Source organism: Paenisporosarcina sp. TG-14 (assembly GCF_000297555.1).
Taxonomy (GTDB): domain Bacteria; phylum Bacillota; class Bacilli; order Bacillales_A; family Planococcaceae; genus Paenisporosarcina; species Paenisporosarcina antarctica.
This window is the reverse complement of sequence record NZ_AMGD01000062.1, coordinates 1-21,248: the sequence shown is the minus strand read 5'-3', so window position 1 is coordinate 21,248 and position 21,248 is coordinate 1. Positions and strand designations below refer to the sequence as shown.

At 37.4% G+C, this 21,248-nt stretch carries 13 protein-coding genes, 1 other RNA gene, 1 pseudogene and 1 other annotated feature; of the genes and pseudogenes, 12 read left to right on the top strand and 3 right to left on the bottom strand.

What is annotated here, in order from left to right:
- Positions 1-680: 680 nt before the first annotated feature.
- The 4 genes from recJ to dtd all read left to right on the top strand — a co-directional run bounded on the left by recJ (position 681) and on the right by dtd (position 6,283).
- Positions 681-3,035: a single-stranded-DNA-specific exonuclease RecJ gene (gene recJ / locus C406_RS0115745; protein ID WP_017381618.1), complete on the top strand. Its 2,355-nt coding sequence runs from the start codon at positions 681-683 to the stop codon at positions 3,033-3,035.
- A complete protein-coding gene (locus C406_RS0115740) occupies positions 3,026-3,538 on the top strand; it encodes an adenine phosphoribosyltransferase (protein WP_017381617.1) in 513 nt (170 codons plus the stop codon). Before recJ ends, C406_RS0115740 begins: the two co-directional genes overlap by 10 nt.
- A gap of 95 nt (positions 3,539-3,633) precedes the next feature.
- The gene (locus tag C406_RS0115735) at positions 3,634-5,832 is read left to right on the top strand and encodes a RelA/SpoT family protein (RefSeq protein WP_017381616.1); all 2,199 of its coding nucleotides are present in this window, start codon (positions 3,634-3,636) and stop codon (positions 5,830-5,832) included.
- A 10-nt stretch (positions 5,833-5,842) separates the two neighbouring features.
- On the top strand, positions 5,843-6,283 hold the full coding sequence (dtd, locus tag C406_RS0115730) for a D-aminoacyl-tRNA deacylase (RefSeq protein ID WP_017381615.1): 441 nt from the start codon (positions 5,843-5,845) through the stop codon (positions 6,281-6,283).
- 177 nt (positions 6,284-6,460) lie between these two features.
- On the opposite strand, the pseudogene C406_RS20560 reads toward dtd, so the two are convergent.
- Both C406_RS20560 and C406_RS0115725 read right to left on the bottom strand, forming a co-directional pair.
- Positions 6,461-6,610: pseudogene (locus C406_RS20560) on the bottom strand (IS5/IS1182 family transposase); the annotation flags it as partial.
- Between the two features lie 616 nt (positions 6,611-7,226).
- The gene (locus C406_RS0115725; RefSeq protein ID WP_017381614.1) at positions 7,227-9,020 is read right to left on the bottom strand and encodes an alpha-glycosidase; all 1,794 of its coding nucleotides are present in this window, start codon (positions 9,018-9,020) and stop codon (positions 7,227-7,229) included.
- Between the two features lie 452 nt (positions 9,021-9,472).
- Here C406_RS0115725 and C406_RS0115720 point away from each other — a divergent pair, with 452 nt between their 5' ends.
- The 5 genes from C406_RS0115720 to C406_RS0115700 all read left to right on the top strand — a co-directional run bounded on the left by C406_RS0115720 (position 9,473) and on the right by C406_RS0115700 (position 15,785).
- Positions 9,473-10,771 (top strand): extracellular solute-binding protein, encoded by a 1,299-nt coding sequence (locus C406_RS0115720; RefSeq protein ID WP_017381613.1) that lies wholly within the window; start codon positions 9,473-9,475, stop codon positions 10,769-10,771.
- 186 nt (positions 10,772-10,957) lie between these two features.
- Positions 10,958-12,241 carry a carbohydrate ABC transporter permease gene (locus tag C406_RS0115715; protein ID WP_017381612.1) on the top strand — a complete coding sequence of 428 codons (1,284 nt, stop codon included), beginning with the start codon at positions 10,958-10,960 and terminating at the stop codon, positions 12,239-12,241.
- A gap of 1 nt (position 12,242) precedes the next feature.
- Positions 12,243-13,085: a sugar ABC transporter permease gene (locus C406_RS0115710; protein WP_017381611.1), complete on the top strand. Its 843-nt coding sequence runs from the start codon at positions 12,243-12,245 to the stop codon at positions 13,083-13,085.
- A gap of 40 nt (positions 13,086-13,125) precedes the next feature.
- Positions 13,126-14,670 carry an alpha-amylase family glycosyl hydrolase gene (locus tag C406_RS0115705; protein WP_017381610.1) on the top strand — a complete coding sequence of 515 codons (1,545 nt, stop codon included), beginning with the start codon at positions 13,126-13,128 and terminating at the stop codon, positions 14,668-14,670.
- A gap of 83 nt (positions 14,671-14,753) precedes the next feature.
- Positions 14,754-15,785 carry a LacI family DNA-binding transcriptional regulator gene (locus tag C406_RS0115700; protein ID WP_017381609.1) on the top strand — a complete coding sequence of 344 codons (1,032 nt, stop codon included), beginning with the start codon at positions 14,754-14,756 and terminating at the stop codon, positions 15,783-15,785.
- A gap of 115 nt (positions 15,786-15,900) precedes the next feature.
- Here the strand turns inward: C406_RS0115700 and C406_RS0115695 are convergent, their stop codons facing one another.
- A complete protein-coding gene (locus C406_RS0115695; RefSeq protein WP_017381608.1) occupies positions 15,901-17,463 on the bottom strand; it encodes an SH3 domain-containing protein in 1,563 nt (520 codons plus the stop codon).
- Positions 17,464-17,578: 115 nt separating this feature from the next.
- Positions 17,579-17,818, top strand: a binding site (T-box leader).
- Between the two features lie 56 nt (positions 17,819-17,874).
- On the opposite strand from C406_RS0115695, the gene hisS reads away from it, so the two are divergent.
- The 3 genes from hisS to ssrS all read left to right on the top strand — a co-directional run bounded on the left by hisS (position 17,875) and on the right by ssrS (position 21,181).
- Complete coding sequence (hisS, locus tag C406_RS0115690; RefSeq protein ID WP_017381607.1) at positions 17,875-19,167, top strand: histidine--tRNA ligase; 1,293 nt, start codon at positions 17,875-17,877, stop codon at positions 19,165-19,167.
- Positions 19,164-20,951: an aspartate--tRNA ligase gene (gene aspS, locus C406_RS0115685; protein ID WP_017381606.1), complete on the top strand. Its 1,788-nt coding sequence runs from the start codon at positions 19,164-19,166 to the stop codon at positions 20,949-20,951. The genes hisS and aspS overlap by 4 nt, the downstream gene beginning before the upstream one ends.
- A 44-nt stretch (positions 20,952-20,995) precedes the next feature.
- A non-coding RNA gene (gene ssrS / locus C406_RS20310) (6S RNA) lies at positions 20,996-21,181 on the top strand.
- Positions 21,182-21,248: the final 67 nt, after the last annotated feature.

Here is a 21,248-nt window from a genome sequence, read left to right as displayed (position 1 = left end):
TATGGTTACTCTTCTTAAAAGGACCGAGCGCACTTGCCCGGTTTTTCTTAAAATATAAAATTGATGTGTCCCAGTGTTCTTGTTGTTTTTAGTATATGGAAACTAAAATACTAAAGAGGAATATCTATGAGGTGACTCTGGTTAATCCGATTAATGTAAAGTATTATTTCATTTTTTAGAAACGCAAGTTTACGCTCAGTGAAAGTCGATTTTGTTCAATTATATATTCTTATACTAAATATAGATGTCGTATTTTCATTTTACAAGATAGGACAATTTTTTATAATTATTTTTAAAACTAAATTGCTATTACTGTTCATTTTTTAAAAGAAGAAAGATTGTAGTGAAAGGCGGCGACTCCGGCGGGAAAAGCGAGTCTGGTGAGACCCCGCAGGCGCTTGCGACGAGGAGGCTCAGGGACCGCCCGCGGAAAGCGTCCGACTGCAACGGAAATCACTATATTTAATCTGTACTTCCTTAAAGGACTGGGCGTACTTTGCCCGATTTTTCTTAAATCCTATTTATATTGTATTAGGAAAATGGGGATTAACTAATATTCTATAATAACTTGTACCTCAAAAAAAACTATAGATGGAAATCCAATTTCTTCTATGACAATATTCGTATATAACAACCAAGCTTATATGCGTTATACTGAAAGATATGAGGAAGTGAAATAGATGATTGAATCTAAAAAGAGATGGCGTATGGAACAATCAGATGACCAAATCGTTCAACATTTACAACAAGCTTTAAAACTACCACCCGTGTCTGCAAAACTCCTTGCTTCTCGAGGGTTTATTGATGTCGATAAGACAAAGGCATTTTTACATATGAATGAAACATCGATGCATGATCCCTATTTGTTACATGATATGGATAAAGCTGTGACTCGAATTAAACGAGCAATTGCCAATGAGGAATTAATATTGGTTTATGGTGATTATGATGCGGATGGAGTGACTAGTACATCCGTCATGATGACTGCTCTTCAACTACTCGATGCTCAAGTTACATATGTTATTCCAAATCGTTTTGTAGATGGCTATGGCCCAAGTGAACGATTATTTCAAGAAGCGTTTGAAGACGGTGTAAATTTAATTATTACAGTAGATAACGGAATTTCAGGAGTCAAAGAGATTCAGCTCGCTAAGGAACTAGGCATGGATGTTATCGTAACAGATCATCATGAAGCGGGAGAAATTCTTCCTCCTGCAGATATGATTATTCATCCTAGGCATCCTCTGGGCAATTATCCATTTGGTGAGTTGGCTGGAGTAGGCGTAGCTTTCAAAGTGGCTCACGCCTTACTTGGGGAAGTACCTAAAGAGTTATTTGAACTCGTTGCCATTGGAACAGTGGCAGATTTAGTTTCCTTGCATGATGAAAATCGCTATTTTGTACAACAAGGGATTAAGCAAATGCGCGAGTCAAAACGACCAGCGATTCAATCGTTATGCCAAGTTGCTGGAACCGAACAAAATCTAATTGACGAAGAAACGATTGGGTTTTTATTTGGACCACGCATTAACGCTCTTGGTCGGTTAGCGGATGCAGGCCCTGGTGTTGAGCTCTTTTTATCGACAGATTCAGTTGAGGCTATGTCACTTGCTAAATTGCTAGATACACATAATAAAGAACGTCAAGGTATTGTTAGTAAAATGACAGAAGAAGCAATAGCTATGGTAGAAGCCGGAGAAACCGGGCTAAATCCTCACGTCATTATTGTAGCAAAAGAAGATTGGAATCCGGGGGTAGTAGGGATTGTAGCTTCACGACTGGTTGAGAAATACTATCGTCCAACCATTGTGCTTGGTCTTGATTCACAAAAAGGCGTCGCTAAAGGTTCGGGTAGAAGTATTGCAGGTTTTAATTTATACAATGAACTAGCAAAAAATCGTGACATCCTGCCTCAATTTGGTGGGCATCCAATGGCTGCAGGGATGACGTTATCAATTGAACATGTAGAGGAGTTACGTAATCGACTCCAAAACCAAGCCGAGGAAACATTATCTGAAGAAGATCTGCAACCGGTTCAAAAAGTCGATATTTCTATTAATATAAACGAAATTGATTTAAAGTCGATCGAGTCATTAAAACAACTGGGTCCCTTTGGAATGGGTTTCCCAAAACCCATGTACTGCATTGAACGAGTAAACATAACCTCTATGAGAAAAATTGGAGCTAATCAAAATCATGTGAAAATGGAACTAGCGGATGGACCACATACTTTGGATGCGGTTGGTTTTAGCCAAGGAAATTTGGCAGATGAATTAACACCTGGTATTGAAGTATCATTTATTGGTGATATTCAAATTAATGAATGGAATGGCCGCAAAAAACCACAGTTCATGATTGAAGATGCGAAGACCGATGAATGGCAACTATATGATATTCGAGGAATACGCCAAGTGAACAGGTGGAATCAAATAATTCAGCCTGAACAAACCCTTTACTTGGCATTTAATCAAAAAACAATTCAACATTTTGAGTCATTATTAAATGTTAGCATCACGCTAATTTCTGGAAACCAACCGAGTCCAGAACCAAAACCATATATCGTCTTACTCGATATTCCACATGATGAAGAAATTTTGGAAACAATATTGACACATATTCAACCAAAACGGATTTATGCACATTTTTATGCACCTGATTCCACCTACTTTGAAGTTATGCCTAGTCGTGATCATTTCAAATGGTATTATGGATTTTTAGTAAAACGCCCTTCATTTGATCTACAACAACACGTAAATAAGCTAGCTAAACATAAAGGGTGGACAACGAGCACATTATTTTTCATGACAGAGGTGTTTTTTGACCTAGGTTTTGTTAAAATGAACAATGGACGAATTGACATGCAAGAAACAGCTGTGAAACGGGATCTTGCGGAGTCGATGATCTATCAATCACGAGAACAGCAAATGCAACTTGAACAAAAGTTGTTATATGCACCATATATGGAACTAAGACAATGGTTTGATAAACGCTTAGCCGAGCAGACCGTTCCTGAGGAGGAGCAACAATGGATTTAAAGCAATATGTAACAATTGTTGAAGATTGGCCTAAACCAGGTATTCATTTTAAAGATATTACAACAATTATGGATAATGGTGATGCTTACAAATACGCTACTGATCAAATCGTCGAGTACGCGAAATTAAAGAATGTAGATATGATTGTCGGACCTGAAGCACGTGGCTTTATTATTGGTTGTCCAGTGGCATACGCAATGGCTAAAGGCTTTGCACCTGTACGAAAAGAAGGTAAATTACCTCGTGAAGTGATTACTGCTGAATATGACCTTGAGTATGGTACAAACGTCTTAGCAATGCACAAAGATGCGATTAAACCAGGGCAACGTGTTATGATAATAGATGACTTACTTGCAACTGGTGGAACGGTAGAAGCAACTATCAAACTCATTGAACAAATGGGCGGTGTTGTGGCTGGTTGTGCTTTCTTAATTGAGTTAACTTATCTTGATGGACGCGAAAAATTAAAAGGCTATGATATTTGTACTTTGATGCAATACTAAATATAAAAGAGGGTGGACTTTACAAGTTCATCTTTTTTTTTATACAATAGGACATACATATATATAACGAAAGTGAATGGAGTCTGGTTATCGACATGGCGAAAGACCAAGTATTTACAGCTGAAGAAGTGTTTTCATTAGTCGCTACTTACATGAATGACAATCACGTAGAGTTTGTCAAAAAATCATATGAAATGGCGGAGTATGCTCACAGAGAACAATTCAGAAAATCGGGAGAGCCTTATATTATTCACCCGATACAAGTAGCAGGGATATTAGCACAACTTCAAATGGATCCCGAAACAGTAGCTGGAGGGTTTTTACATGATGTCGTAGAAGATACCGACATCCATAGGGAAGATATCGTACGTGAATTTAGTGAAGAAGTTGCACTTTTAGTCGAAGGTGTCACGAAGTTAAGCAAAATTAAATTTATGTCAAAAGAAGAACAGCAAGCGGAAAATCATCGTAAAATGTTTGTTGCCATGGCCCAAGATATTCGCGTCATATTAATAAAGTTAGCAGACCGGTTACATAATATGCGTACATTGAAATTTCAACCGGTTGAAAAACAACTAATCAAAGCGAGTGAAACGCTTGAAATATTTGCGCCACTTGCTCATCGTCTCGGGATATCTACAATTAAATGGGAACTTGAAGACATTTCATTGCGCTATTTAAATCCACAACAATACTATCGTATAGTGAATTTAATGAAACGAAAACGTAATGAGCGCGAAGATTACTTAAACAATGTTATGGAAGGCATTAAAGTTGAACTAAAAAACGTTGAAATCGCGGCTGATTTATTTGGACGACCTAAACATATTTATAGCATTTATAAAAAAATGGTTGTACAGGACAAACAGTTTAACGAAATTTATGACTTACTTGCTGTTCGAATCACGGTTAATAGTATTAAGGATTGTTACGCTGTTTTAGGGATTATTCATACGCTGTGGAAGCCTATGCCTGGACGTTTCAAAGATTATATTGCTATGCCCAAACAAAACTTATACCAATCTCTTCATACAACTGTGGTTGGTCCACAAGGTGATCCTTTAGAAGTACAAATTCGTACAGAAGATATGCATCGAATCGCCGAGTTTGGTTTAGCTGCTCACTGGGCTTATAAAGAAGGTAAAAAAGTAGAGTCATCGAATAAATCGGTTGATACTAAGCTTACATGGTTTAGAGAAATTTTAGAGTACCAAAATGATTCTTCAAATGCAGAAGAGTTTATGGAGTCACTTAAATTTGATCTATTCTCTGATATGGTCTATGTATTCTCCCCAAAAGGAGATGTCATGGAACTTCCAGCAGGATCGGTTCCTATTGATTTTGCCTATAGAATCCATTCAGAAATCGGAAACAAAACGATTGGATCAAAAGTAAACGGTAAAATGGTGCCACTTGATACCAAATTAAAAACAGGTGATATTGTTGAAATTTTAACTTCGAAACAATCTTTTGGCCCAAGTAGAGACTGGTTGAAAATAGCTCAATCGTCACAGGCAAAAAATAAAATTAAACAATTCTTTAAAAAGCAACTACGTGACGATAATGTACATAAAGGTCGCGAAATGATTGAAAAGGAAATTAAAGCACAAGAGTTTGACATAAAAGAAGTATTGAACAATGAAAATATTAAACGTGTTTGTGCGAAATACAATTTCACAAGCGACGAAGATATGTTTGCTGCGGTAGGTTTTAATGGAATTACTGCACAACAAGTCGTTAATCGCTTAGCTGAAAAAATGCGTAAAATTCGTGAACAAGAAGAGGCGCTAGAAAAAATAACTAAAGAAATGCACACACCTCTAGTTCGAAAAGTCACGGAATCTGGTGTTATCGTAAAAGGAATTGACAATCTACTCATTCGTTTATCTAGATGCTGTCGTCCGGTTCCAGGCGATGAAATCGTCGGATTTATTACTAAAGGACGCGGGGTTTCGGTTCACCGAAATGATTGTCCAAATGTACTTGTTGCAAATGGTAACGAACGTATCATTGAAGTGGAGTGGAGCGACCAATTAACGACGATGAATAGAAAAGAATATCAAGTTGATATTGAAATTTCTGCATTCGATCGTTCTGGTTTATTAAACGAAGTGATGCAAGTTGTCAATGAAAGTAAAACGAACATTTCGGCTGTTAGTGGGAAAGCCGATCGAGATAAAATTGCGACCATTCATATGACACTTATGATTACAAATACAGCTCATTTAATAAAAATAGTAGAGCGTATTAAACAAATTCCCGATATTCATTCTGTGCAACGTATGACGAATTGAGGTTTTAAATATGAAAGTCGTATTACAGAGAAGTTTACATGCAAAAGTAGAAGTTAACGGTGAAGTCACGGGACAAATCGATAAAGGTTTTGTCCTGCTCGTAGGTATCACACATGAAGACTCACAAGAAGATGTTAAATACGTAGCAGAAAAAATAGCTAATCTACGTTTATTTGAAGATGAGGAAGGTAAAATGAATCGATCCATTTTTGAAGAGAATGGGGCAATATTATCTATTTCTCAATTCACGCTATATGGTGATACTAAAAAAGGCAGACGCCCAAGTTTTAGTGAAGCGGCTAAACCTGAAGTTGCAAAACCACTTTGGGATTTATTTAACGATGAGCTACGTCAAAAAAATCTTCAAGTTGAGACCGGCGTCTTTGGAGCAATGATGAATGTTACATTAACTAACGACGGCCCAGTAACATTAATTGTTGAATCAAAATGATAATAATCAAGTGAGACAAGAAAAAACACCTTTCTTTATCTAGTGGTAGCAGTACTACTAGATAAATAGAAGGCACTGAAAAACTTATGTTTTTAAAATTTTATATGTGTGTTTAAATTGAAAAAGGCAACATTTCGTTCGGAATTGAACGAAATGTTGCCTTTTTCTTTCGTATTGCTACTCTGATTCCTTCAGTAAGGTAATAATTCGTTTGAGATTTACTGCAAATATAGCCGTGGTTCCTTGCATTTGCATACCAAATAGACCCGCAGATGATGCTACATCATACCCATGTCTAGGTTTCAATTCACTATTTTTCGTTTCAATTATAGATTTTACTTTTGATGAGTTCTTTTTCTAGTGCACTATCAACCGTCTTTTAAATGAGCATATCTAATAGTTCACATCTTAAAGAACGAAGCTTACCAATCACTGAAGCTTCTGGCTGGGCATTGATTTAGCGTAGCATATTATTTTCTGGCACAACGATATCTTAAATGGCTATAAATGGACTAATGTTTAAAGATTCTTGATTGGCACTTATTATACAACAAAAACAAGCAATCTTTTCCTCGACAAATTGAGGAAAGAATTGCTTGTTTAGATTTAAAAGCGGGAACATTCTGTTAGAATTTAATCAGATAAAGGAACATCACTTTTTTTAGATGAAAAAAATATATTTACAAGTGATTGAAGTGAAAGGCGGCGACTCCGGCGGGAAAAGCGAGACAGACGAGACCCCGCAGGAAACGAATTGTGCACAATTCGTTTGCGACGAGTAACCGCAGGAGCATAGGTTTTTCAAGCGACGAGGAGGCTCGGCGCTCGCCCGCGGAAAGCGTCCGGCTGGAACGGAAATCACCTATACTAGTCCATAAGCTAAGAAATTATAAATTAACTTTTTCAGTGACCGATAATCAAGGCTGTTTTTTCATGGACAAAATTAATTAGAATTTCTATAAGTTTCAACGTCTGGACTATGTTGATAAGCTAAAATCTTAAACCCGAAAGGTTCAAGTATAACTTCATTAGAATCAACATTTGAAATAAATTGTTCCTCAGTCCACATATTTTTAATGACTAATCCTTTAAGTGAGTAGGGCATCTTGAATGTTTTTTCGCTATTAGTCGGGTTAATGATGACCAGGACATTTCGGTCACCCTGATATTTCCGGTAAGCAACAATTTCTGTTTCTATGTGATTTAAGAATTGGAAATCTCCCTCATTGGCAAGTAATTTTTCCGTTTGACGGAGGGATATTAATTTTTTAACATGATCAAGTAAATCTAAGTTTTGATTGTCTGGATTCCACTCCATGCATTTGCGGCAACCTGGGTCGCGACCACCTGTCATACCAATCTCGTCTCCATAATACATGCATGGAGACCCTATAAACGTATATAAAAGAGTGTATATAAGTTTTACTCGGCTTACATCTTCCTGACATTCTGTAAGTATTCTAGGAGTGTCATGGCTACCTACTAGATTAAATGTGACATCCATGACATTTTTAGGATAACTCTGAATAACAGTTGTCATGGCATTCATAAATTCTTGAGCTGAAATCGTTTGATTCGCTAATAAATTCAAGACGTTGGTAGTAAAGGGATAGTTCATGACCGCATCAAACTGATCACCTAATAGCCAAGGCATGGAATCATGCCATATTTCACCGAGAATATAGATATCTGGCTTTTGTTTACGTATAACTGTGCGGAATTCTCTCCAAAATTGATGATCAACTTCATTTGCAACATCGAGACGCCATCCATCAATATCAAATTCCTTGATCCAATAAGATGCAACGTCTAGTAAGTATTTCTTAACTTCTGGATGTTGAGTATTAAGTTTAGGCATGGATTCTACAAACCCGAAGGTCTCATAATTCGGATGTTGCCCTCCATGAAGTGGGAGGTTATGTGGATAAAACCAGTTGACGTAGTCAGATTGTTGACCTTTTTCTAATACGTCCTGGAAAGGAGGGAAATAATACCCGCAATGGTTGAAAACAGCGTCAAGCATCAATTTAATTCCTCGTGCATGGCATTCTTTTACTAATCTTTTAAAATCTTGTTTCGACCCAAATTGAGGATCTATTTCAAAATAATCAATCGTGTCATACTTATGGTTGGATTGCGCCGTGAAAATTGGTGTTAAATAGATACCATTTATGCCTAGTTCCACTAAGTGATCTAGGTGTTGAATGACACCTACGATATCTCCACCAAAGAAATTACTTTGAGTAGGTTGAGCTGATCCCCAGGGAATCACATTATGTGTGTCATTTGAGGGGTTTCCGTTAGCGAATCTTTCAGGGAAAATTTGATACCAATTAGTATCTTTAACCCAAGCTGGTGCATCGAAAAGTTCGGATGCATGAAGGTATGGGAAGCAAAAATAATAGGAACAGTCATCGATAGCTTCTTCATAAAAACCTTTTTCTGTGTAGAGAAGAATTTCATCAAGGGCATGCAATTCAAAGCCATATCGAATTCTTCTATGTGGTGGTGTAATCTTAACTTCCCAGTAATCAAATAGAGCATCTGTAGCGTTTAATAACATGTCGATTCTTTGGAATATCCACTTACCATCTTTCCAAATATAAGGATCACCATAAAGAAGCTGGATGCTGTCTACATTATCTTTTTTTGTTTGAAGTCTAATAGCCAAAGTCGAATCGTCATAAATATAGGAATCATTATTACCAGGTCGGTGAAAAACTGCAGATCGCTCCATGTAAAACACTCCTTATTTAATTGATTGAGTACAAAATAGTAAAACTACGTTTCAGATTAACAAAAAAATACAAGTAACTCAATATTATATTGCAAATAGTCATTTTACAATTCAAACCAAGGTTTGAATTGATTAGGTGAAAGCTTGTGCAACATAGAGATTTCCCATATGCCCCTTCTTGGAGGACCATGAAGTCGTGTAATGATTTTTCAAACTATAACATTTGAGCTAGAGGGGGATCTTCCACTTTATACTTTTCACTATATTTAATTATAAAAAAGTATTGTAAATTTTCTAACAATCATTATAATTAAAATTGTGCAATCGCTTTCACAAAGAACATGTAACTTAATAAAAGACGAAGAGTTTTATAAAAACGTTTTCATTTTTACAATCTTTTCGTTTTTGTGCAAACGGTTGTATAAATAAAAAAAGATATTAGGAGGGTCATGATGAAAAAGAATTTATTAGTGATGATGCTTGTGTTTTTACTGGCAATTTTAGCGGCTTGTGCACCTGATCGTGCAGAAGAAACTACACCAGATGACGATGGAGAAGATGGGACAGAAGGTACAGAAGTGACTGAAGAGGCTAAACCTGAAAAATTGGTTGTTTGGGAAGATATAGACAAGAGTAAAGATTGGCTGCCTGCTGCAATAGCTTCATTTGAAGAAGAGCATGGTATTAAAGTTGAATTTAAAGAATTAAACATGGCGGATAAAATCCGTGATCAATTACGTCTTGATGGTCCTTCTGGAAGTGCACCAGACGTAGTGACTCTTCCACATGATCAAATCGGTCAAGTAGTTATTGAAGGTCTTATCCAAGAAATTACTGTAGATGATACAGTTCTAAAAACATACAGCGAGTCTTCAGTAACTGCTCAAATGTATGATGGAAAATTATACGGTCTACCGAAAGCAACAGAAACACCAGTTTTAATTTATAATAAAGCGCTGATGGAAGAAGCTCCAAAAACAATGGATGAACTTTACGCATTCTCTAAAGATTTCACTAAAGGCGAAAACTATGGTTTTCTTGCACTTTGGGATAACTTCTACTTCGCACACGGTGCAATTGCAGGTATGGGCGGATATGTATTCAATGAATCAACTGAAGGTTTAGACCGTGACGATATCGGATTAAATAATGAAGGCGCAGCAGAAGGCGCGGCTTACATTCAACAATGGTACAAAGAAGGATTATTCCCTAAAGGTATAATTGGTGATAGTGGCGGCGCAGCTATGGACGGATTATTTAACGAAGGTAAAGTTGCGGCAGTCATGAACGGACCATGGGCGTTCCAAGGTATGCGTGATGCAGGAATTGATATCGGTATTGCACCGATGCCAACATTGCCTAACGGAGAGCAAGTAAAGACATTCATGGGCGTTAAAGGATGGCATGTAACAGAATTCACAGAAAATCCATATTGGTCAACCAAATTAATTGAACACTTATCAAACGATGAAAACTCAAAAGCTCGTTTTGAGGCAGTCTCTGAGATTCCAGCGAACGTTTCATTAGTCGATGATCCAATTATTGCTGACAATGAAGGCGCAAAAGCAGTAGCAGTGCAATCTCAATACGCTGTACCAATGCCAAACATTCCTGAAATGGGTGAAGTTTGGGGACCAATGGCAACAGCACTTCAAACTTTGGCTACTGGTAAAGCACAGCCACAAGAAGCTTTAGACGAAGCTGTAAAATCAATTACAACTAATATCGAAACAAACCACCCAGCTAAATAAGGTGATGAAAAGGATAAGGGCGGTACCTTCTACTAAAGAAGGTATGGCCAGTCCTTTTATTTTACTTAAAACTCTTTCTCTTTAAATGAGATGAGTCTTGCAAACTTTTTGTAGCTTCATCTGGTTTAAATCGATTGATACATAACGCAAATACTTTCTCCTAGAGTGAAAGGGAGGCTACCATAAATGGAAAACTTACAAACCACAACAAGTCATCGAAGAAACGCTTTACTGCTATCCATCATTCCAGGATTCGGTCAATTTTATAATAAGCAGTTGTTAAAAGGGTTGATATTTCTCATCTTTTCCTCTTCATTTGGATTTGTTTTTTTCGAAATGATTGGAGAAGGGTTTTGGGGGATCGTGACTTTAGGCGAGATAGCTAAGTTAGATCATTCCGTTTTTCTTTTGATTGATGGAATAATCGCCATTATCATTACGATTATGGGTCTCGCAATTTATGCTTTTAATCTTTACGATGCTTATCAAAATGGGAAAAAACGTGACTTAGGTATTGCCGTCAATTCGGTTCGAAAACAATACCATAATTTAATTGATAATGGTTTTCCATATTTAATGATTACGCCGGGCTTCTTTTTATTAATCTTCGTAGTCATTTTCCCTATATTATTTGTATTACTACTAGCATTTACGAATTATGATCTATATCATTCCCCACCTAATAATCTGGTGGATTGGATTGGTTTCCAAAACTTTGTTGATATATTTAGACTTGAAATTTGGCGTACGACATTCTTTTCCGTGCTGGCATGGACCGTTGTATGGACTTTTGGTGCAACGACTCTACAAGTTGCACTTGGTATTTTCTTGGCGATTTTAGTAAATCAAAAAGATTTAAAAGGAAAAGCTATCATTCGAACAATTATGATTTTGCCATGGGCAGTTCCCGCTTTTATCACCATATTAATTTTCTCTGGAATGTTTAATGAGACATTCGGTGTCATTAATCGTTCGATATTACCGCTTCTTGGCATGGAAGGCATACCTTGGATGACGAATGAAATGTGGACGCGCATTGCGTTAATTATGATTCAAACATGGCTTGGTTTCCCATTCATCTTTGCCATGACAACGGGTGTACTACAATCTATTCCAGATGAATTGTATGAGGCAGCAACAGTTGATGGGGCTTCCATTATGCAAAAGTTTTTCTCAATTACTTTGCCGCTTGTTATATTTGCAACTGCACCAATACTAATAACCCAATACACCTTTAACTTTAATAACTTCAATGTTATTTTCTTATTTAATGGTGGTGGACCAGCAATACCAGGACAAAATGCAGGTGGAACTGACATTTTAATTTCTTGGATTTATCGTTTAACCATGACAAGTGCACAATATGGAAAAGCTGCTGCAGTTACCATGATTCTGTCCATCATTGTTATATCAGTTGCGCTATGGCAATTTAAGAGAACCAAGTCATTCCAAGAGGAGGATATGATGTAATATGAGCAATAAAAAAAGTAGATTAATCCGACTCACAATTTCTTATATCATTATTTTAGCGATGGTTTTCATCATCATTTATCCTTTACTGTGGGTAGTTGGTTCATCATTAAACCCAGGGCAAAGCTTATCAGGCTCGAAAATGTTCCCGAATAACCCATCACTCGTGCATTATAAATACTTGTTTAATCTAGAAAATTCTAATTATCTGCTATGGTATTGGAATTCTATGAAGATTAGTGTTATTACGATGGTATTATCTGTTATTTCTGTAGCATTTACGGCATATGCATTCTCGCGATATCGCTTTATTGGAAGAAAAAACGGCTTATTAACTTTCCTAATATTACAGATGATCCCAAACTTCGCTGCTTTAATCGCTATTTACGTATTAGCCAATCGCACAGGCTTAATTGATACACATATTGGTTTAATTTTGGTTTACGTTGGTGGATCTATACCGATGAATACTTGGCTAATGAAAGGATACTTAGACACGATACCAAAAGAACTGGACGAATCAGCAAAAATGGATGGCGCAGGACATTTTCGTATCTTCTTCCAAATTGTCATGCCTCTAGCAAAACCAATTATTGCGGTTGTAGCTTTGTTCTCGTTCATCGCCCCGTTAGGAGATTTCATTCTGGCAAGAATTTTGCTACGAGATGAAGAAAAATTCACTCTAGCAGTTGGGTTATATGAATTAGTTGCTAAGCAATTTGGTAATGAATTTACGAAGTTTGCCGCAGGGTCGGTATTGATTGCCATACCAATTGCCATTCTTTTCTTAATGTTCCAAAAATACTTCGTATCGGGTTTAACAGCAGGTGGTACAAAAGGATAATGTTCAAAGCGCAATAAGGAATATAAAGGGGGAGCGGAAATTGAGGGATACACTAGTAGTACTCATTTTATTTCCGTTTCTTCTTTTTTTCGCAATTCCAGTAAGTGCAGTAGAAAAAGAAGAACGAAAGTTTCAGGATGAAATCATTTATTTCATTATGGTTGATCGCTTTAATAATGCAGATAGTTCGAACGATTTTAAAGTAAATGCTGCAGACCAAAAGGCATATAATGGTGGGGATTTTAAAGGGATCACGGGCAAACTTGATTATATAAGTGATATGGGATTCACAGCGATTTGGTTGACACCTGTATTCGATAACGAAGAAAAAGGGTATCATGGATATTGGATTAATGACTTTTATGAGACGGAAGAGCACTTCGGAACGATAGAAGAATTCAAGACACTTGTTAAAGAAGCGCATAAGCGCGACATGAAAGTGATTCTGGATTTTGTCGTCAACCATGTTGGTCCAAAACACCCATGGGTAAATGATGAGGCGAAACTAGATTGGTTTCATGAAGAACAACCCATTATTAATTGGGATAACCAACAAGAAGTAGAAAACAACTGGCTTTTTGATTTGCCGGATTTGAATCAAGAAAACCCTGAAACTCGTAAATATTTATTGGATGCTGCAAAGTGGTGGATTCAAGAAACTAATGTGGATGGCTATCGGCTAGACACAGTCAAGCACGTGCCAAAAGATTTTTGGAGTGATTTTTCCAGCGAGGTTAAGTCGGTAAAAGATGATTTTTATTTGTTGGGGGAAGTCTGGCATAATGATCTTCGTGTTGTAGCTTCTTATGAGGAAACAGGAATAGATAGTTTTGTCGATTTTTCACAAAATGAACATCTTCGCACAACTTTTTCAAAGCCGAATCAAAGTCTAGATTGGTTGTTCACTTCATTAGAACGCAACATGGCATTTTTCAGACAACCTGAACTTTTGGGCAACTTCATGGATAATCATGATATGATTCGATTTACTAGAGATAGTATTCAAAATAAGCAAGATCCAGTAACTCGGTGGAAATTGGCTCTTACATATTTATATACAGCACCCGGTATTCCAATTGTCTATTATGGTTCGGAGATTGCTTTGGACGGTGGAGAAGATCCAGATAACAGAAGATTAATGGACTTCGATGCAGACAATGAATTGATTAATTATTTAACCAAGCTTGGAGAACTGCGTCAACAGTACCCTGCTCTTTCAAGGGGGGAATTAGAAGTGTTACATGAAGAAGCTGGTATGGCTGTTTATAAACGCAGTTATAAAGATGAACAACTTATCGTCGCGATTAACAATACGACTAAATCACAAACTGTCATTATAGATAACAAGGACTTACCACTAAATAAAGAATTAACCGTTTTATTAGCTGGTATTGTTGTTAGTGAAAGTGATGGAAAATATGAGATAGAAGTTAACTCTGAAACCTCTGAAGTATTTATCATTTCTGATAAAAGTAGCTTAAGCATCTCATACCTTTTAGCCATGTCAGTTGTTTTACTTGCATTCATTGTTATTATTTTCTTTAGTTTAAAACGTTTCTTGAATGGTAAAAGATTACCTTCATAGAATGTCTAATTATTTCTACTTAATAATTGGAGAATTATATCATAGAGATTTACTAGTCTTTATTAAAGAGAGGAGGGTGAGCTTTGGCCGTTACAATTAAAGACGTTGCAAAACTGTCAAATGTCGCGCCATCAACGGTATCGAGGGTCATTGCAAATAATCCTCGTATAAGCGAAAAAACTAAAATTATAGTGAGAGCAGCAATGGATGAGCTTGGCTACCATCCAAACTTCATCGCACGTAGTTTAGCCAATCAATCAACTAGAGTAATCGGATTAGTTCTTCCAAACTCCACAGATGTATTTTTCCAAAATCCATTTTTCCCAACTGTTTTCAGAGGATTAAGTGATGGTGCAAATGAGCGACAATATGCACTCCAAATCAATACAGGAAATACGGATGAAGAGATATTTGAAGGTGTCATTCAAATGGTTCAAGGTGGTCGTGTAGACGGTGTTATTCTACTGTACTCGCGTATTGAAGACAAAGTACTGAATTATTTAAGGGAAAGAAATTTTCCGTTTGTTGTTATTGGGAAACCGTTTAAAGACGTGGAACTGATTACATACGTAGATAACGATAATTATATGGCATCAAAAGAAGTGACCAATTATTTGCTTAGCCTAGGTCACGAACAAATTGGTTTTATTGGTGGAGATTTGAATTTTGTTGTCACCGTTGAACGATTACTAGGATTCGAAAAAGCTTTACGTGATGCTGGAATTCGAAGTAATGATGATTATATTATTCATAGCCAATTTTTACGCGAAGGTGGACAGGAAGCAATAGGTAAGCTCATGAACTTGCAAGATCCACCTACAGCTTTAGTAGTAGCAGATGATTTAATAGCACTTGGTGTGCTCAATACCTTATCAGAAATGAACATCTCCGTACCCGATGATATTTCAATACTAAGTTTCAACAACGTATTATTTGCAGAACTATCCAATCCTCCATTAACTTCAGTCGAGATTAATATCTTCGAGATTGGTTATCAAGCAGCGAAAAGTCTAATTCAAATTTTGGCCGATCCCAAAGTGCCAGTAAAACGTATCATTGTTCCTCATGAACTAGTCAAGCGACATTCATGCTCTCATGTAAGTGTTGTGGAGTAGAAAGACGAGAATGGCTCTAAATTTACTTTATGTGTGTGGAAGTAAAAATTACCAATAAAAAAAGGGTGTTCCAAAAGTCTCGCTTTTGGAATACCCTTTTTCTAGTTCTATCAAATTACTTATTTAGCTGATTATCAAAATAGTTTATTACGCCATTATAGATTCCTAATGAGGCTTGTTCTCTAAATTTGTCTGATGTAACCGCTCGTTCTTCGGCCGGGTTACTGAGGAAACCAAGTTCAATCAAAATAGCTAGTTGACGATTTTCGCGTAACACAAAATAGTTCCCAGGTTGAGCTCCACGATCACGCAGGGTGATTTTATCTCCAATACCTGTATTAACACTTTGTGCAAGGTTTTTTTGATATCCGTGTGTGTAATAGGTAGTAAAGCCATTAATAGCACTACTATCTGTAGCATCGTAATGGACACTTAAAAATGCATCTGCTGCGACTTGATGACTTAGTGCAACGCGTTTACGTAAGTCTACATATACGTCCGAGTCACGCGTTAATACGACATTCGCGCCAGCTGCTCGAAGTTTATTAGCTAAAACTTGTGAAGTACGAAGCGCAATCCCTTTTTCATCAGTTCCACGAACGCCAGTTGTCCCGCTGTCATTTCCGCCGTGTCCTGGGTCAATGACTAGGGTTAGACCGTTTAAAGTACCTTTCTTTCGTGTCACGTTGGATTGCTGCTTTTCAACTTCTTTTTTAGTAGCATCTGTTGAGACAACCCAGTTCGCAACATATGCCGTTGCACCTTTTGGTGTTTTAACTTTATAGAAGTCACCACTTTGTCCAACTGTTTTAAACGATTCCCCCGCATTAGCACGGTAAACTACTTGACTAGCAGTAGAAGGAGACTCTCTTAAGTTTGTACCATTATATACAATAGAGATGTTTTTAATAGAAGTTGACTTGCTTTGCTTTGCTTTTTTAACTGAAGAGTTTGCAGCTCCAGTTGTTAACGTCCCATAAAATGAATACACCCATCCGCTTTTTTCTGCCGAAAGCTGTATTTTTACCCAGTTATGTTGTTTTTCAATGATTTTATACCGTTCCCCTTTACTAACTGTGGAAACTTTTTTGGCTGTTAAATCGGGCTTAGAGCGTACATTCAGTCTATCAACAGCCACTTCAAAGTTATTGCCATTAACTATTTTTTGCTTAGTAGGAGTTGATTCGCTTTTTTGAATCGTTATGTAATCTTTTGCTACATACCCTTTTACTTGATTAAATGTGATTTCGACCCATTGACCATGATCTGCTACGAGTGTAGCTTGGTCACCGGCTGATAATTGTGTAAGAACTGCAGAATCAATAGAAGCTTGTGAGCGAACATTTAACCCATTTACTTTTGATACGATGCGTTGATTTGTTTGAGTTTTCTTTTCACCAATTTTTTTCGTGTACCAAGAAGCTACCCAGCCTTCAGATGAACCACGACGAATCTTGGTCCAATCACCTTGTTGTTCAAGTACAAGCATTTGGTCACCCTTTTGCAATGAAGAAATGATTGGATAGGCAAGTCCAGGACCAGATCGTATATTAAGCTTCGATACTGTCGACTGAATACTTTGCCCATTTGCTTGTGTTATTGAAGGAAGTATAAGTGTTAATAATAGAATAAGTGCTAAAAATATTTGCATGTTTTTCTGTAGTTTAATTTTTCGCATAAAATCCCTCCATTTACTTATTGTAGAGTTTAATTACTGAAAAAACTATAGCTTTTTGAAAAAGGTTGACATTCTTTTGCCCAATCATTAAGATAAAGTATAATCTGAATCAAACAAAGCGCCAATGACCATGAAAGTAACTGTTTAAAACGCTGTTAAGAGAGGGAAAGACGTGGCTGAAATCTTTCCTACAGAAGCACTCAGTGAATAACACATGATAGGCTTTTCGTCGAAACACTTAATAGGTGTAGTAGGTGAAAACGGAACCGGCCGTTATCCGGACTTGAGAGGACACATGTAATTTGTGTCAACTAGGGTGGAACCGCGGAAGCTTACAAAAGCTCTCGTCCCTTGCGTATTTACGCAAGAGACGAGAGCTTTTTTTATTTGTTAAAGAGAGGAGCTATTAATATGTCGATTAATGTGCCTAGAGGAACGAAAGATTTATTACCAGGTGAAACTGAAAAGTGGCAAGCAGTCGAAGAACTTATTCGTGATACTTGTCGATTGTTTCAGTACAAAGAAATTCGAACGCCGATTTTTGAACATACTGAGCTCTTCACACGAAGTGTTGGTGATACAACCGATATCGTTCAAAAAGAAATGTATACATTTACCGATAGAGGCGATCGTTCATTAACTTTACGTCCTGAAGGAACTGCTCCTGTTGTTCGTTCTTTTGTCGAAAATAAATTATTTGGTTTAGCAAATCAACCCGTAAAACTGTATTACACAGGTCCGATGTTCCGCTATGAACGTCAACAAGCAGGTCGCTATCGTCAATTCGTTCAATTTGGAGTTGAAGCAATCGGTAGTAAAGATCCAAGCATAGATGCAGAAGTTATGGCTCTAGCGATGAGTGTGTATCAAAAAGCAGGACTGAAGAAGATTAAATTGGTGATCAATTCTCTAGGAGACACTGAAAGTCGACAAGCTCATCGTGTTGCACTGAGTGCTCACTTCTCGCCTCACATCCAAGAGTTTTGTTCTGATTGTCAAAATCGATTAGAAAAAAACCCGTTACGAATTCTCGACTGCAAGGTTGATCGAGAGAATCCATTAATGGCAACAGCTCCAAAACTACCAGATTATTTGAACGAAGAATCTGCTGCTTATTTTGGAAAAGTAAAGCATTACTTAGATATTTTAAACATTAAATATGAAGTAGACCCGAATTTAGTACGCGGCCTTGATTACTACAATCACACTGCATTTGAAATTATGAGTGAAGGCGAAGGGTTCGGTGCCATTACGACACTTGCTGGAGGTGGCCGCTACAACGGTTTAGTTGAAGATTTAGGTGGTCCAGAGTCTCCTGGTATTGGTTTTGGTATGAGTATTGAAAGATTGTTATTAGCATTAGAAGCTGAAGGTCAAACTTTTGAAAACCTCCCGACACTAGATGTCTATGTAGTAGCAATGGGGGAAGCGGCGAAGGATAAAGCAGTATCGTTTGTCTCGCAGCTTCGTCAAAACAATGTTTCAGCTGAAATGGATTATTTGGATCGTAAAGTAAAAGCTCAAATGAAATCAGCCGATCGTTTAAATGCCAAGTTTTCCGTTGTGATCGGGGACAATGAACTTGAAAGTGGCAAAATTTCATTGAAGTACTTAGCGAACGGAAATCAACAACAACTTACATTTGAAGAAATAGTAGAAAACTTTACTGAAATCGCATCTAAAGCAACGGAGGAATTAGCATGACAAAACGTACACATCCATGTGGAGAAGTAGCAGACCAAGCAATTGGACACCAAGTCGTATTAAAAGGATGGGTACAAAAAAGACGTGATCTAGGCGGGCTGATATTTGTAGATCTTCGCGACCGAACTGGTATTGTCCAAATTGTTTTCAACCCTGCAATATCAGCTGAGGCATTAGCAATCGGTGACAAATTACGTAATGAATATGTGGTTGAAGTGCACGGTAAAGTGGTTGCACGTAAAGAATCACAAATGAATGCAAACATGAAAACAGGCCGTATAGAAGTCCAAGCATCGCATGTGACCATCATTAATGAAGCAAAGAATCCACCTTTCGCTATTGAGAACCAATCTGAAGTAAGTGAGGATTTGCGCTTAAAGTACCGTTACTTAGATCTTCGTCGTCCGGTGATGTATGAAATATTTAAAATGCGTTCAGAAGTGACTAAATCAATTCGTCGTTTCTTAGATGATGAAACTTTCTTAGAAATAGAAACACCTATATTGACGAAATCAACACCAGAAGGAGCACGTGACTATTTAGTTCCAAGTCGTGTACATGATGGAGAATTTTACGCGTTGCCACAATCACCTCAATTATTTAAACAAATGTTAATGGTATCTGGTTTTGAAAAGTACTACCAAATTGCTCGTTGTTTCCGTGACGAAGATTTGCGTGCAGACCGTCAACCTGAATTCACACAAATAGACATGGAAATGAGTTTCATGTCTATGGAAGACATTTTAGAAATGAACGAACGTATGATGAAGAAAATGATGAAAGATATTAAAGGGATTGACATTGAGACACCTTTCCAACGGATGAAGTACTCAGAAGTCATGGATCGTTTCGGCTCAGATAAACCAGATGTTCGATTTGGTTTAGAATTACAAGATGTATCCTCATTAGTTGCTGAATCTTCATTCAAAGTTTTTGCGGGCGCAGTTGAAAATGGGGGACAAGTTAAAGCAATTAATGTAAAGGGTTCTGCTGCTAATTATTCACGAAAAGACATCGATGCATTAGGTGAGTTTGCTGGCCGTTATGGAGCTAAAGGTTTAGCGTGGCTGAAAGTTGATGCAGAAGGGTTAAAAGGACCAATTGCGAAATTCTTTGAAGGTGAAGCTGGTGAGAAATTAGCTCAAACACTTCAAGCTGAAGCAGGGGACTTATTATTATTTGTAGCTGATAAGAAATCAGTTGTAGCTGATTCGTTAGGTGCACTTCGAATGAAATTAGGAAAAGAACTTGGACTAATCGATGAAAGTAAATTTGCATTTCTATGGGTAATTGACTGGCCGTTATTTGAATATGACGAACAAGATGGCCGTTACTATGCAGCCCATCATCCTTTCACAATGCCATTTGTTGAAGACTTAGAATTAATGGATACTAATCCTGAGAAAGTGCGCGCTCAAGCATATGACTTAGTATTAAATGGCTATGAGCTTGGTGGTGGATCATTACGTATTTATGAACGTGATGTTCAAGAAAAAATGTTTAGCATTCTCGGATTTACTAAAGAAGAAGCAACTGCACAATTTGGCTTCTTACTTGAGGCTTTTGAATACGGAACGCCTCCACATGGAGGCATCGCATTAGGTCTAGACCGTTTAGTGATGCTATTAGCTGGTCGTACCAACTTACGTGACACAATAGCATTCCCTAAAACTGCGAGTGCAAGTGACATTTTGACGAAGGCACCAAGTGCAGTTTCAGAAGAACAATTGAAAGAATTATCCTTAGCAATCAGCATTCAGAAAAGTCAGAAATCAATAAAATAATGTTGTTGTATTTCTAAAATGGATATGATAATATACAGGTAACACGAATCCTGATGTGTTCGTTAATTGCCACATCGATTTTGACCGAACTATTTTATCGTCGGGAATCCTTTCTTTTGTAATGGCTAACATGCCCCCAGGGGACGTTTTAAGTTACAAAGTGGATACCCACCTGCTGTGTGCGGGCTCAAAACGATACGCTTCATAATGACGGCACGATTGGGATTCGTCCTACATTATGTATAATTCCCCTAGCTTGTTTCAAGCTAGGGGGTTTTTAGTGTGCCCAGCATGGGC